Origin of the sequence: Allomuricauda sp. XS_ASV26, assembly GCF_041224615.1 — a bacterium.
In the GTDB taxonomy this organism is placed as follows: Bacteria; Bacteroidota; Bacteroidia; order Flavobacteriales; family Flavobacteriaceae; genus Flagellimonas; species Flagellimonas alginolytica.
Genome location: NZ_JBGFGK010000031.1, coordinates 86048 through 99884, shown reverse-complemented (window position 1 = coordinate 99884; position 13837 = coordinate 86048). Strand labels below are relative to the sequence as shown.

The following is a 13837-nucleotide window of genomic DNA, read 5'->3' as shown; positions in this document are numbered from 1 at the left end:
AGTAGAAGTCATGAAACCAAAAAAGAACCCAAACGCCGAAATAGGACGCAATAGCAGTCTTTATTTCATGATAGGACTTACTTCGGTCTTGTTTTTAACATGGCAATCCTTCGAAGTAAAGTTCTATGAAGAGGAATCCAAAGTTTCAGAAGTTGTACAAGTTACAGACGAACTTAAGGAAGATGTACCCGTCACGGAAATACTAAGAACTGCCCCACCACCACCACCGCCATCTGCTCCCGATGTTATCGAGATCGTTGAGGATGTGGAAGAGGTAGAGGAAACTGTAATAACCAGTACCGAGAGCAGCCAAGAAACCTTTATTGAAGACGCTGTTGTTAGGATAGAAGATGTTGATGTTGAAGAGGTAGAGGAAGAAATCGTAGTTCCCTTTGCCGTAATTGAATATGTTCCAGTTTTTCCGGGTTGTGAAATTTACGAAACCCAAGAGGAACGCAAAGAATGCTTTAACCAAAAGGTACAGGAGCACATAAAGGAGAATTTTACCTATCCGCCTTCTGCTTTGGAAATGGGTATTACCGGTAGAGTTTATGTACAGTTTGTAATAGACAATAAAGGAAAGGTCAGTCAAATCCAACAAAGGGGACCGGACAAATTATTGGAAAAAGAGGCTACCCGGATCATAGCTTCCTTGCCACGGGTTAAACCAGGGGAACAAAGAGGAAAAACCGTAAGTGTTAAATACAGTATTCCCATAAACTTTATAATGCAGAACGATTAATGAACATTATCCAATTTCTCCAAAAAGGTCCAAGTCAATTCTTGGGCCTTTTATTTTTTGTACCATGCCGTTCCTTTATATGCTTTAAATTTTGAAGCACTCTCCCTATTCTTTGCCATCAATCGGGATTCATCGAACTTTCTGGCCCTATATCCCAGTAAATGGAGAAACGATTTGGCAAAAAACCGGGCTACCCTTTGGTCGACCACCAAGGTATCCTTACTAACACCTTTCCACTCCACCCCCGGAAGCTTGACCAAAATATGGTCCACTTTAAACCTTCTCAATTTCTTGGACAGCCATAACAAGAAAACCGGTATCGGTCTTATAAAATAAAAACCTTCGTTACCTTGTTTTTGATACAACGGCATAAAAATCTGTCGCTTTTTTGTTGTTTTAAGTTCTATACCATCCACAAGGGCAAGATCTGCACCTTTAGGGATCGTTTGAAAATTAATGTAACCAGAAGCCATTACAAAGTTGCTATTGGGCGCGATATCGTACTGATGATATATTTCGTAAAATCTATGGGGTGCATCGCTGGAGTTTGAAATATTCCGGTATAGTTGTTCTTTCCGCTCTTCCGAAACATGAACGGATTGTGTTACAGCCAAACTATAACGGATAAATTCCATACAATTCTTTACGGCCATATCGTCATCGTGCTGCCCGCTCTCAAAACCTAAGGATACGTAGCCCAGCTCATTAATATAGCTCAACAAAGCCCCTTTTAAATACTCCTCTATCCCCAATATAATCGGCAAAGGATAATTGGAGGCATACTTGCGGTTCAACAGGCTATCGTTCAGAACCATAAATGGACTGGTATTGCTCGATGTGGTATGAAGGTCCATAAAATAAAAGGGCGGGGTGCCGGAGTCCAAAATACTATGTATCAAACGGTACAACTGCCCCAACTCGTTCTCTTCGTTGTGCCTTATTTCTTGGTGGTCTATAATACGTTCGATCCTATCTTGAAACCATATCCGGTTAAGGTCTTCGGTTTGGTAACGCTGTTTGCTTTCCAGTGCACCCAAATTGCCCGAAATGGCGTACAATTCTCCATGAACAGCTGTTTTTTTGGAATGCAACTCCCTAAATACCTCCTTTAAGGCGAATACGCCCGCCGTCTCGTTTCCATGCACACCTCCAAAAAATACCACTGTAGGACCGCCTTTTTTACCGCGGATATGATCTATTACACGGTCCACCTTTACAGTTTCGTCCAATGCTATACTGTGAACTATTGTCATATTTATTACATATCAACTTTGCTGATGATTCCCACGATATGGGCATCCACACATACAGGCAAGCAACCAATATTGTGCTTTTCCATTATTTTCTTTGCTTCGGATATTTCAGTTTTTGGGCTTACCGTGATCACATTTTTGACCATTACATCCGAGACCCTAGCTTCTTTTTTATCGATCTTTTTAAATTTTTCTATATGGCTCCATGTGAGAAGCCCCACAAACTCTCCCTTGCCATTTTCCACGGGAAGATGATGAATATTGTTCCACTGCATGATCGCTATGGCCAAATTTGCGTAATCGTCCTCGTACAACTTCATTAGTTTTGTGGACATTATTTGGCTTACCCAACGGAAAGCCTCCTTGGTCTCCACCATGCCCTCGATAGGTTTCCAAAGATGTACCGGTTCATCATCTTGTTGATTCCGATAAATCGCCTTGGTCAGTTGCACTATGGCACTGTCCAGTTTTATTTGTTTTCTGAGCTCCCTAAAATTTTTGATCTGCCAATCTGCACCTGTTCTACCACTTGCGCGCTTTTCGATAATGCCCAAAAGTTTTTCAATATCCTTTTCATCAACATTAAACTTTCTTAGCCCGTTGTAAGCTATGGGCAATAATTCCTCCCGAACTATTTTCTTCATGGTCATGGCTTTGCCCATCCACGAAAACATGGCATGCCTGCCACTTGATGCCGCCCTAAGAAAATTGAGTTTGACCGTTCTAAAATCCATTAGGTCGGGCATGTCGTCATACTTATGAGGTCTTCCGGCCATTAGCCCGACCCAAAATGCAAAATTTGCCATTTCATCTATCACCGTAGGACCAGCGGGAATGTACCTGTTCTCAATTCTTAGGTGTGGTTTTCCATTCCCGACACCGTAACAAGGACGGTTCCATCTATAAACGGTACTATTGAACAAGCTCAAAGCCTCGAGTTTAGGAATTTTGCCCTCTTTTAATAATTGCAGGGAATTTTCCTCAATAGGTTTGGTAAGCAATATCCGATGGGTGGAAATATCTTGTTTAAATGTTTCCGCTACGGATTTTTTTTGCCATCGTTCCCCAAAACCGACCCTGGCGACTTCTTCGCGCAATGCCTTGGTCCATACCCGCGTATCCAGACTTTGCTGAAACAAGGCTATCCTAGTCTCCCGCCAAAGTTCCTTTCCCAATAAAAGCGGGGAATTGCAGCATACCCCTAAAACAGGCCCCGAAATAGCTTGGGCCCAGTTGTAGCTTTTAACAAAATCCTGTGGGGGTATTTGTAGGTGGAGCTGGAAACTGGTATTGCACGCTTCGAACAAAACTGAGTCGTGATGCAGTGATAGTTCATCGGCTCCATGTATCCTAACCGTAAAATCGTCGCCCCGCCAAGCCGTAAGCACTTCGTTTATACGGTAATACCTTGGAATGGGCGTCATAAAGTCCATCCCCAGCTCATCCTTACTGATTGTTGGCAGAATCCCGGTAAGGATAACTTTGGTATTGTGTTTGGCCGCCGATTCTTTTACCTTATGCAACAACGTCCTGAGCTGATGCTCCATTTTGGAAAAACAATCTTTCTCTAGTTTGTAGGGGTCAAGATTGGCTTCAATATTATATGTTGCAAATTCGGTGGTAAAGTGGGGATCATCTACTTCCTTTAGTATTTCCAGTGAATTTGGTGATGGCCTATAATCGTCCTTAATAATACACATTTCCTGTTCTGCACCGATGCGAACAATATCATCTTCGATCAAACCATCGGCAATCATATTCTCAAGGGCCTGGATATCATTGATCAGATGTTGAACAAATACCTTACGTTCGTCCTCGCTAAAAGAACTTTTTCTGATATGTTCTCCCATAGTAAAATATTTAAGAGCATGTCTAAATCATTTAAAGGTACAATGTTTGGAGGGGCAAAAACATGATACACATCAGCCTAAAAAATTGTACTTGGCATCATTTGGGGCGCAATCCTGACAATTATCATGTTTTTTAAAATGGATCAAAAGTACTTTTGAACTATAACATAATGGTATGCAACTTATGTGCGAATTGGTTCAAAAATACAACGTTCCGGGTCCTCGATATACGAGCTACCCCACGGTACCTTATTGGAACACGGACAGTTTTTCCGGAAAAAAGTGGAACTCCAGTGTACTAAAAGCTTTTGGCGAAAGTTCCGAGGAAGGCATCAGTGTTTACATACATTTGCCCTTTTGTGAAAGCATGTGCACCTTTTGCGGATGCCACAAGCGTATAACCAAACGCCACGAGGTGGAGACTCCCTATATTGGATCCGTGCTAAAAGAATGGGAATTATATGTAGATCTGTTGGGAACCAGACCCAAGATCAAGGAACTCCATCTTGGGGGTGGCACGCCAACTTTCTTTTCGCCCGATAATTTAAAAATGTTGATGACCGGAATTGCCCGATTGAGCAAAAAAACCGAAGATATCGATTTTAGTTTCGAGGGTCATCCCAACAATACCACAAAAGAACATTTACAGGCACTTTACGATGTTGGTTTTAGACGGGTCTGCTTTGGGGTCCAGGATTATAACTTAACCGTACAACGTGCAATAAACAGAATACAACCGTTCGAAAATGTAAAAAATGTAACCGAATGGGCCAGGGAAATTGGATACACATCCGTTGGTCACGATATTATTTACGGACTACCTTTCCAATATTGTTCCGATGTGGAAAACACCATAGCCAGGACCAATGCACTAAAACCGGATAGGATCGCGTTTTACAGCTATGCCCACGTTCCATGGCTCAAAGGGAACGGACAAAGAGGGTACAAAGAATCAGATTTGCCCACGTCCATAGAAAAAAAGGCTCAATACGAACTTGGCAAGAGAATGCTTGCCGACTTTGGGTACAAAGATGTTGGCATGGATCATTTTGCCTTGCCGACCGATAGTTTGTACAAGGCGTTGGAGAATGGCACATTGCATAGAAATTTTATGGGCTATACACCATCAAAAACCAAATTAATGATCGGTTTGGGCGTATCCAGCATCAGCGATAGCTGGTATGGCTTTGCACAAAACGTTAAAAATGTAGAGGAGTATGAAAATTTGGTTTCGCATGGGGTAATCCCTATTTTTAGAGGGCATATTCTTAACACAGAAGATGAAATTTTGAGAAGACATATTCTCAATATCATGTGTCAATTTGAAACCACGTGGGAACCACTTGAAGAACAAATAGTGGATTTTGAAGAGATAGTGGCCAACCTGTCCGAATTAAAAAATGACGGATTGGTGGAAACAAGTGACAAAAAAATAAAAGTAACCGCCAAAGGAAGACCTTTTGTAAGAAATATAAGTATGGCGTTTGATCTTCAAATGCAACGAAACAAACCAGATACCCGAATATTTTCCATGACCGTTTAACCTAAAAATCCAATAAAAATGAAAAGTATAATCGTACCAGTTGATTTTTCGAAACAATCCGAAAACGCGCTAAAAGTTGCCGCTTCGTTGGCGAAACAACATGAAGCAGAACTCTTAGTGCTCCACATGTTGGAACTTTCACCTGCCATTATGGGCGAATCAGGATACATTTCCCAAGAACAAGTGGTGCATTTGATAAAGCTAGGTGAAAAACGCTTTGCAGACTTTTTGGAACAACCTTTTTTAAAGGGTATTAAAGTAGTTCCGATCATAAAACACTACAAAGTTTTCAGCGAAGTAAACGAAGTGGCCGAAAAGCACAAGGCCGACCTTATTGTAATGGGGTCCCATGGTGCAGATGGCCTTCAAGAAATCTTTATAGGCTCCAATACGGAGCGAGTGGTCAGAACAGCCGACGTACCCGTGTTGGTGATCAAAGGTGATATGTCGGAGTTTAAACCAAAGAGTTTTGTGTTTGCTTCCGATTTTGAGGAAGAAAGTGTCGATGCCCTTAAAAAAGCAAAAGATATGGCCGATTTGTTCGGTGCAAAACTTCAACCCGTGTATATAAACACACCTGGTGACGAGTTTTTGAGCCATAAAGACGCTTATGAAAAGATTTCTAAATTTTTACACGCCGCCAGCCTCGGCCTAGAAGTAGAAATTTACAACGATTACACCGTTGAGAAAGGCGTTCTAAACTATAGTGATGGCGTATCCGCCGATCTAATTGGAATCCCAACACACGGCAGAAGAGGTCTTGCCCACTTTTTTATGGGAAGCATTGGTGAAGATATCGCCAACCATTCCAACGCACCTGTAATCACCTTTAAAATTTGATGGATTGCATTTTTGATTGGTTTCATGCAGTTCAAAAAAAGGGGGGCAATTTTAAAATTGCCCCCTTTTTTATTGTTTTTCTTTAAAAACGACTAACCTTTAAACCGCTCAAAGGCCGCTTTCTCCAACGTTTCCCTGTGATCGGGATGGGCAATGGAAATCAACGCTTCGGCACGTTGGTGCAAGTTCTTGCCAAATAGATTCACCACCCCGTACTCCGTGGCCACATAATGCATGTGCGCACGGGTAGTGGTCACACCTGCCCCTTGCTTTAGGAACGGTGTTATTTTGGATACTCCTTTTTTAGTGGTAGAGGACATGGCTATTATTGGTTTTCCTCCTTTGGACAACGAAGCTCCTCTCATAAAGTCCATCTGCCCGCCTACCCCGGAAAACTGATATCCTCCAATTGTATCCGCACATACCTGTCCCGTAAGGTCGATCTCTATGGCACTATTGATCGCTGTTGCTTTCGGATTTCTTCGAATCCTGGCTGTATCATTGGTATATCCCGAATCCCTAAAATCACAAATAGGGTTATCATCGATAAAGTCATATAGCTTTCTTGACCCAACAGCGAAACAACTCACAATTTTACCTCGTTTTACCGCCTTTTCCAATCCATTGATCACTCCGCTTTCCAACAACGGCAAGACCCCGTCAGAGAACATTTCGGTATGGATACCTAAATTTTTATGATTACCAAGGTTGGAAAGTACTGCATTGGGTATGTTGCCGATACCCATTTGCAGGGTAGCTCCATCATCTATCAACGATGCCACATGTTTTCCAATCAGGCCTTCTATTTCAGATATTTCGGTAGGATTATGTTCATGGATTGGCCTATCCACTTCAATGGCATAGGTAATATCGTCTACATGCACAATTCCGGTTCCATGGGTCCTAGGCACTTGTGGGTTGATTTGTGCGACTATTTTTTTTGCCGTTCTAACAGCTGGCAATGCCACATCAACCGACACCCCCAAAGAGCAATAACCATGTTTGTCCGGTGGTGACACTTGCACGAAGGCCACATCCAATGGAAGATATTCATCGGCAAACAACCATGGTATTTCACTTAAAAAAACCGGGATATAATCACCCAATCTGGTATTTACGTAACTCCTCACATTTCCACCAACAAAACATGCATTTAGGGTAAAAGCATTACAATATGGTTCCCTAGTGTATTTTGCGTCGCCTTCGGTATGTATGGAAATGATCTCGACATTATTAATTTCCTGGTGCCGATCGCAAAGGGCATCTATCAATTCGTTCGGTGTCATGGCCGCACCTTGAAGGAAGACACGGTCGCCAGATTTAACAATTCCTACCGCTTCACTTGCTGTTGTTATTTTCATTTTTGATTAGATTTTTAGGGTTGATGGCATTCTATGGTCGATGACACAGCATCTGCCGGAGCCTGCTTGGGTGAAACATACGGTATTCCCAGACCAAGTCCACGAACTATAAAAAGGACTCCTATAATGACCACGAATACAGGTATCAATTTTTGAATTTTGGATTTAATGGAGGTATTGAACATACCACGGGAGTACACCACCAAGGACATTAACGGCACCGTTCCTAAACCAAAAATCATCATATAAAGTCCGCCCTCCACGGGACTGCCCATGGCAATGGCACCCAAAAGGGCCATATACACCAGGCCACAGGGCAAAAAGCCGTTTAAAAAGCCTATGGTCAAAAAAGTATCCGGGCTCTTTTTTTTGAGCTCTGCCCCAAGTTTGGATTTCACCTTACCAATTATCGAATAAATGGGTGTTAAAAACTTATGCCCGTTCAGATATTTTGCAGGAACCAATACCAGGACAATCATGAGCGCACCGATGCCTATCGAAAGCTTTTGCTGAATACCGAACAAGGACAGTCCCTTGCCCAAAAGTCCAAAAAGCACACCAATTACGCCATAGGCCAATAGTCGGCCAAAATGATATATGGATAATTGCGCGGTCTTTTTAACCTGGTTGGTTTGGTCCAAGGGGAGCATAAAGGCGATTGGCCCACACATGCCCAAGCAGTGCAGGCTTCCCAATAATCCCAATACCAATGCAGAGGTCAACATTACTAGTACACCAATTTTTGTTTATGCAAAAAGGAGTTACCTTCGTATTCCCAGTTTACGGAAATGTCCCAGCGACCGTCTACCAAGCGATTGTCAGGTATGAGCAAATGTGTTTTGGACAAACTTATAGGAAAGTTGGTATCCAAGTGCTTGTTAGACGGTCTGTATAGGGACACTGTTCCACTTATCTTTTTTGGGTCGAAACGCTCTGGAAAATATATCATCAAACCTTCGTTGGTTTTTTCAACCTTCAGGTTGGCATTCATTTCCGATGCGGTGTTTGATGCATCTATATCCTGCTGATAGGATAATTCCTTTTTGTAATATTCCTCCGTAACCAAATCGTGGTTGGCACTATCGTCGGTGCTCATCCTAACCACAAAGTATAGGATAAAGGCGATGAAGCCAATAAATGCCAGCACGATTCCCGTTCCCCAATTAATTTTCATCTCTCGTTTGTTTAGTTATAACTTCTAGGTGCCAAAAACTGGGTCACCGTGGTTTCTATGAGTTTATCGCCACTATACACCCCTATCTTTAGTTTATCCTTATCTCCATTGAGTGCCGAGGCATTTATTTCGATGAAAAGTGTTCCTTCGGCCATCTCTTCCGCGGGAACCGTGAAAGTTTCCTGGGAGACCATTTTGATGGTTCCTTTGTGCGACATCAATTCGAATGAAACATTATCAATATCTTTAGTGGTCTTGTTCACCAGTTTATAGGTGTACACATTGCTTATAATGTTGTTATCCTTGCGCTCGTACAACTGCCCAGGTAAACGAAGTACGTTTGCCTCGACCTCGTTACGCATAAACAACATTCCCACAAGCATCCCAATAAGCACGACTAACACTGCTGTGTAACCTTTCATACGTGCCGTAAATTTGAATTTTTTGTCTTGGGTGATCTCATCTTCACTGGCATATCTGATCAAGCCTTTGGGCTTATTGATACTATCCATTATGTGATCACATTCATCTATACAAGCGGTACAGTTTACACATTCCAACTGAGTCCCGTTGCGAATATCTATCCCTGTAGGACACACATTTACACATTGAAAACAATCTATACAGTCGCCGTGCCCCAGAGCTTCCCTATCTTCGTTCTTTCTGAACTTTTTACGCCCGTTTTCGCCCTCGCCCCGTTTATGGTCATAGGCCACTACAATGGATTTATTGTCCAGCAGCACCCCTTGCAATCTACCGTAAGGGCAAGCGATAATACATACCTGTTCCCTGAACCATGCGAAAATGAAATAAAAGACCGCTGTAAAAATCAACAGTGGGACCATTGTGCTCAAATGCGCCATAGGACCATCTGTAATATAAGCGATCAATTGATCGCTACCGATCAAATAGGCCAAGAACACGTTGGCGATAAAGAAGGAAATAAGAAAGAAAATACTCCACTTTAGAAGTCTTTTCCTTATTTTTTTCCCTGTCCACGGAGCCTTGTCCAGTCGTATTTGAGCTCCTCTATCTCCGTCTATCCAGTATTCGATACGACGGAACACCATTTCCAAAAATATGGTCTGCGGACACATCCATCCACAAAAGATACGGCCGTATGCCACCGTAAACAGTGCAATAAAAATAACTCCGATGATCATGGACACTACTACCAGATGAAAATCCTGAGGCCAAAATGGAAGCCCAAATATATTGAACCTCCTGTCCAACACGTTGAACAATAGAAATTGGTGCCCATCAATCTTAACGAAAGGGGCCGCTATCAAAAAAACGAGTAGAAAGTAACTTACGTACTTTCGGTAATCGTAGTACCGTCCACTAGGTTTTTTTGGAAAAATCCAATTCCTTTTACCTTCTTCTGTGATTGTGCCTATGGAATCCCTAAAGTTTTCTTCCATCGCATTTGTGGTTTATGGATAAATATTTGTTGCCGAATGCCCCAAGGACTAGTTCATGGCAACGTTTGTTGAATCGACGGCCTGCTCCATTTCCTCGGGAGCGGTTTCTTCCGTTTCAGATTCGGCACCATTGGTTTCTTCGGGAGCATTTGGGTCTACCCAGATTTCTCCTTCAGCTTCCTTTGGATTGGCGGGCGTGGTTCCGCCCATGGTCATCACATAACTGGCTACTTGGGCCATTTCGACAGGCTTTAAGGTTTGTTTCCATGCAATCATTCCCTTACCGTCTCGACCACCTTCCGATATAGTTGTGAAAATATTTTTGATGCCTCCGCCCAATATCCAATATTTATCGGTCAGGTTTGGTCCAATTCCACCTCCACCATCGGCCATGTGACAGGCCACACAATTGGCTTGGAATATTTTCTCTCCTGCAGCCAAATCAGAATCATCCGACAAAAACTCCACGGTACTGGCATCCACCAGATCTTTGGCCGTTCTTTTGTATTCTTCAATGGCCAATTGGGCTGCTGCCACTTCTTGTTCGTATTCGAGTTTTTGGTCGTATTCGCCGATAATATGGAATCTAACCAGGTAGACCACGGCAAAAACAATCGTCGCATAGAAAAGGTATACCCACCATGGTGGCAGCACGTTGTCCAATTCTCGGATTCCATCGTAATTGTGGTCCAATACAATCTCACCTTCTCTTTCGATTGAACGGCTCTTGGTCAGTTTTGCCATTAAATTTTTGGCCCAGGTCCATTCAAATTTCTTGCTTTTGGCTTCTAGGTAACGTTCCTTTCCTTCTTCGGTCAGTGTCTGGAACATAATATTTTCTATGGAGGCCAATATTAGCTCTATGGCAATAAGGATCATTAATACCAACAGCAAAAAAAACTGTGTGATAGGGTATTCTATTATTGCCAGTTTGTCTCCCGAGTCGATAAAGTATTCCATTAATCCAAAGATCAGGAAGAATAAAACCGGGACTCTTATCCACCAAGGTGTTTTTGTGCTCATAATATTATAGTTTGTTTTGTTGATCATCGTTATCCAAAGGCAGTTCGGACATCTCCCTTATGTGTTCCTTGGTAGCGGTGAAAACCCACCAAAACAACAACACAAAAAACACAAAGAAGATAAGTAGGGAAACCATGGGATAGTTGGCTATCCCGTCGATGGTTTCCATATGTTCTTTTACAAATTTCAACATGGTTATTTGTTTTGAGATATTGTTTCTTCAGTTCCTTCAATCTTTATATCGGTACCCAATCTTTGTAGGTAGGCAATCAAGGCCACGATTTCCCGATCTCTCATTTCAACGAATTCGAGCCCATTTTCTTCGGCGTACTTTTTATCCGCTTCATAGGTTTTTGCAAACTCGGGGTCTGTGTATAGGTTCTTTTCGATTTGCTGTGCTTGCTCTGCCATGGATTGCGGAGCATTGGCAATATCTTCTTCGGTATAGGGAACCCCCAATTTTACCATGGTTTCCATTTTTGCCTGTATATCGCTGCGATCATGCTCATCGGTAACCAACCATTCATAAGATGGCATTATGGAACCTGCAGAAGTACTTTGTGGATCGTACATGTGGTTCAAGTGCCAATTGTCCGAGTATTTACCTCCGACCCTTAACAAATCGGGACCCGTACGCTTACTCCCCCAAAGGAATGGGTGGTCGTACACAAATTCCCCTGCCTTGGCATACTCTCCGTAACGTTCCACCTCGCTTCGGAAGGGACGAATCATTTGCGAGTGACAACCTACGCAACCTTCCCTAATGTAAAGGTCACGACCTTCCAATTCCAAAGGAGTATAAGGTTTAACACTTGTTATGGTAGGAATGTTGGATTTCACCAAGATTGTAGGTACAATTTGAACAACACCTCCAATAAGAATTGCTATGGTTGCCAAGATGGTCAATTGTACCGGTTTTCTTTCCAACCAGTTGTGGAAAGTTTCGCCGGCCACTCTTCTTTTGGCAACACGTTCCAATGCTGGAGCTTCTGCCGCTTCATCTTCAACCTTGCTACCGGATTTTATGGTCATCACTACATTGTACAGCAGTACGAACATACCTAAGATGTAAAGCGAACCTCCAATGGCCCTCATCCAGTACATAGGGATAATCTGGGTAACGGTTTCCAAGAAGTTACCGTAAACCAAGGTACCATCTGGGTTAAATTCTTTCCACATTAATGCTTGGGTAAATCCTGCAACGTACATCGGCAAGGCATAAAGTACAATACCCAAGGTTCCGATCCAGAAGTGGAAATTGGCCAATCCTTTGGAATGCAGTTCGGTTTTGAACATACGGGGCACCAACCAATAGATCATACCAAAGGTCAAGAACCCGTTCCAGGCCAAGGCTCCAACGTGCACGTGGGCAATGATCCAGTCACTAAAGTGGGCAATGGCGTTTACGTTTTTCAAAGATAGCATCGGGCCTTCAAACGTTGCCATACCATAACCTGTAATGGCCACTACCATAAATTTCAGTGTGGCATCGGTACGCACCTTGTCCCAAACCCCACGCAGTGTCAACAATCCGTTTATCATACCACCCCAAGATGGTGCGATCAACATTATGGAGAATACTACACCAAGGTTCTGTGCCCAATCGGGCAAAGCAGAATATAACAAGTGGTGAGGGCCAGCCCAGATATAAATGAATATCAACGACCAAAAGTGGACGATGGACAATCTATAGGAATAAATTGGCCTGTTCGCTGCTTTAGGAACAAAGTAGTACATCAACCCCAAGAAAGGAGTGGTCAAGAAGAATGCCACGGCATTGTGACCGTACCACCATTGCACCAATGCATCCTGTACACCAGCATACACTGAGTAACTTTTTAACGCCGTAACAGGTAGTTCCAAACTATTAAAGATATGCAACACTGCTACCGTAACAAATGTGGCAAGGTAGAACCAAATGGCCACATACAGGTGCCGTTGTCTTCTTTTTAAGATAGTGCCTATCATGTTCCATCCAAAGACCACCCAAACTACAGCAATGGCCAAATCTATGGGCCACTCCAATTCTGCGTACTCTTTTGAGGTTGTGTAACCCAAAGGCAAGGTAATGGCCGCTGCCACAATGATCAACTGCCACCCCCAGAAATTGATGTTGCTCAGAACATCGCTGAACATTCTAGCTTTGAGCAATCGCTGCAATGAGTAATACACCCCTGCAAAAATTGCGTTACCCACAAATGCGAAAATCACGGCGTTGGTATGCAATGGACGCAAACGTCCAAAACTCAACCATGAAATACCTTCGGTAACATTGGGGAACAAAAACATAAAGGCCAACAAAAGACCTACTGCCATACCTACCACACCCCATAAAATGGTAGCGTATAAGAACTTTTGCACGATTTTGTTATCGTAGCGGAACTGTTGTATTTCCATATTTATTGGTTTGTACTTTTAGTTTGTTTGATTTCCTTTTTACTATATAGGTTTGATTTATCCTGGCTCTTTACCACCTCATCCTCGAACAACATTCTTACCGACGGAGTATAGGTGTCGTCGTATTGTCCGCTCTTTACCGAAAAAACAAAGGCTATAAAAAAGACCACGGCCACCGTTACACTAATGGCCAACAACACATAAATAACACTCATACCTGCCTTAATTTAGGG

The 13837-nt window shown here is 42.7% G+C and carries 13 protein-coding genes; 3 read left to right on the top strand and 10 right to left on the bottom strand.

The genetic code is table 11. The annotated features are described in order from the left end of the window. The first annotated feature begins 10 nt into the window (after positions 1-10). Positions 11-742 (top strand): energy transducer TonB, encoded by a 732-nt coding sequence (locus AB9K32_RS07940; protein WP_252078899.1) that lies wholly within the window; start codon positions 11-13, stop codon positions 740-742. A gap of 50 nt (positions 743-792) precedes the next feature. Here the strand turns inward: AB9K32_RS07940 and AB9K32_RS07935 are convergent, their stop codons facing one another. Both AB9K32_RS07935 and AB9K32_RS07930 read right to left on the bottom strand, forming a co-directional pair. Further along, complete coding sequence (locus tag AB9K32_RS07935) at positions 793-1995, bottom strand: succinylglutamate desuccinylase/aspartoacylase family protein (protein WP_369884876.1); 1203 nt, start codon at positions 1993-1995, stop codon at positions 793-795. Between the two features lie 5 nt (positions 1996-2000). Then, a complete protein-coding gene (locus tag AB9K32_RS07930) occupies positions 2001-3845 on the bottom strand; it encodes a CBS domain-containing protein (protein ID WP_369884875.1) in 1845 nt (614 codons plus the stop codon). A 184-nt stretch (positions 3846-4029) separates the two neighbouring features. Between AB9K32_RS07930 and hemN the strand changes: the two genes are divergently transcribed. Continuing rightward, on the top strand, positions 4030-5388 hold the full coding sequence (hemN, locus tag AB9K32_RS07925; RefSeq protein WP_252081237.1) for an oxygen-independent coproporphyrinogen III oxidase: 1359 nt from the start codon (positions 4030-4032) through the stop codon (positions 5386-5388). 18 nt (positions 5389-5406) lie between these two features. Continuing rightward, the gene (locus AB9K32_RS07920; RefSeq protein ID WP_224835549.1) at positions 5407-6228 is read left to right on the top strand and encodes a universal stress protein; all 822 of its coding nucleotides are present in this window, start codon (positions 5407-5409) and stop codon (positions 6226-6228) included. A 92-nt stretch (positions 6229-6320) separates the two neighbouring features. Here the strand turns inward: AB9K32_RS07920 and AB9K32_RS07915 are convergent, their stop codons facing one another. From AB9K32_RS07915 to ccoS, 8 genes are read right to left on the bottom strand one after another with little or no spacing between them, the layout of a single operon-like run. After that, positions 6321-7589: an acetyl-CoA hydrolase/transferase family protein gene (locus AB9K32_RS07915; RefSeq protein WP_369884874.1), complete on the bottom strand. Its 1269-nt coding sequence runs from the start codon at positions 7587-7589 to the stop codon at positions 6321-6323. A 14-nt stretch (positions 7590-7603) separates the two neighbouring features. Continuing rightward, the gene (locus tag AB9K32_RS07910; RefSeq protein WP_252078895.1) at positions 7604-8314 is read right to left on the bottom strand and encodes a sulfite exporter TauE/SafE family protein; all 711 of its coding nucleotides are present in this window, start codon (positions 8312-8314) and stop codon (positions 7604-7606) included. Positions 8315-8316: 2 nt separating this feature from the next. Then, positions 8317-8763, bottom strand: a complete 447-nt coding sequence (locus AB9K32_RS07905) for a FixH family protein (protein WP_252078894.1) — start codon at positions 8761-8763, stop codon at positions 8317-8319. Between the two features lie 11 nt (positions 8764-8774). After that, the gene (gene ccoG / locus AB9K32_RS07900; protein WP_369884873.1) at positions 8775-10184 is read right to left on the bottom strand and encodes a cytochrome c oxidase accessory protein CcoG; all 1410 of its coding nucleotides are present in this window, start codon (positions 10182-10184) and stop codon (positions 8775-8777) included. Positions 10185-10232: 48 nt separating this feature from the next. Beyond that, positions 10233-11207, bottom strand: a complete 975-nt coding sequence (locus AB9K32_RS07895) for a cbb3-type cytochrome c oxidase N-terminal domain-containing protein (protein WP_369884872.1) — start codon at positions 11205-11207, stop codon at positions 10233-10235. A 4-nt stretch (positions 11208-11211) separates the two neighbouring features. Then, complete coding sequence (locus AB9K32_RS07890) at positions 11212-11400, bottom strand: cytochrome C oxidase subunit IV (protein ID WP_067037876.1); 189 nt, start codon at positions 11398-11400, stop codon at positions 11212-11214. Positions 11401-11402: 2 nt separating this feature from the next. After that, a complete protein-coding gene (ccoN, locus tag AB9K32_RS07885) occupies positions 11403-13604 on the bottom strand; it encodes a cytochrome-c oxidase, cbb3-type subunit I (RefSeq protein WP_224835555.1) in 2202 nt (733 codons plus the stop codon). Between the two features lie 2 nt (positions 13605-13606). Beyond that, a complete protein-coding gene (gene ccoS, locus AB9K32_RS07880) occupies positions 13607-13819 on the bottom strand; it encodes a cbb3-type cytochrome oxidase assembly protein CcoS (protein WP_224835556.1) in 213 nt (70 codons plus the stop codon). Positions 13820-13837: the final 18 nt, after the last annotated feature.

Excerpts from the sequence above, each read along its gene's own strand:
- AB9K32_RS07905 (WP_252078894.1), bottom strand. The coding sequence starts at position 8,763 with ATGAAAATTAATTGGGGAACGGGAATCGTGCTGGCATTTATTGGCTTC.
- AB9K32_RS07895 (WP_369884872.1), bottom strand. The coding sequence starts at position 11,207 with ATGAGCACAAAAACACCTTGGTGGATAAGAGTCCCGGTTTTATTCTTC.
- AB9K32_RS07915 (WP_369884874.1), bottom strand. The coding sequence starts at position 7,589 with ATGAAAATAACAACAGCAAGTGAAGCGGTAGGAATTGTTAAATCTGGC.
- AB9K32_RS07935 (WP_369884876.1), bottom strand. The coding sequence starts at position 1,995 with ATGACAATAGTTCACAGTATAGCATTGGACGAAACTGTAAAGGTGGAC.
- hemN (WP_252081237.1), top strand. The coding sequence starts at position 4,030 with ATGTGCGAATTGGTTCAAAAATACAACGTTCCGGGTCCTCGATATACG.
- AB9K32_RS07890 (WP_067037876.1), bottom strand. The coding sequence starts at position 11,400 with ATGTTGAAATTTGTAAAAGAACATATGGAAACCATCGACGGGATAGCC.
- AB9K32_RS07910 (WP_252078895.1), bottom strand. The coding sequence starts at position 8,314 with ATGTTGACCTCTGCATTGGTATTGGGATTATTGGGAAGCCTGCACTGC.
- ccoN (WP_224835555.1), bottom strand. The coding sequence starts at position 13,604 with ATGGAAATACAACAGTTCCGCTACGATAACAAAATCGTGCAAAAGTTC.
- AB9K32_RS07930 (WP_369884875.1), bottom strand. The coding sequence starts at position 3,845 with ATGGGAGAACATATCAGAAAAAGTTCTTTTAGCGAGGACGAACGTAAG.
- ccoG (WP_369884873.1), bottom strand. The coding sequence starts at position 10,184 with ATGGAAGAAAACTTTAGGGATTCCATAGGCACAATCACAGAAGAAGGT.
- ccoS (WP_224835556.1), bottom strand. The coding sequence starts at position 13,819 with ATGAGTGTTATTTATGTGTTGTTGGCCATTAGTGTAACGGTGGCCGTG.
- AB9K32_RS07920 (WP_224835549.1), top strand. The coding sequence starts at position 5,407 with ATGAAAAGTATAATCGTACCAGTTGATTTTTCGAAACAATCCGAAAAC.
- AB9K32_RS07940 (WP_252078899.1), top strand. The coding sequence starts at position 11 with ATGAAACCAAAAAAGAACCCAAACGCCGAAATAGGACGCAATAGCAGT.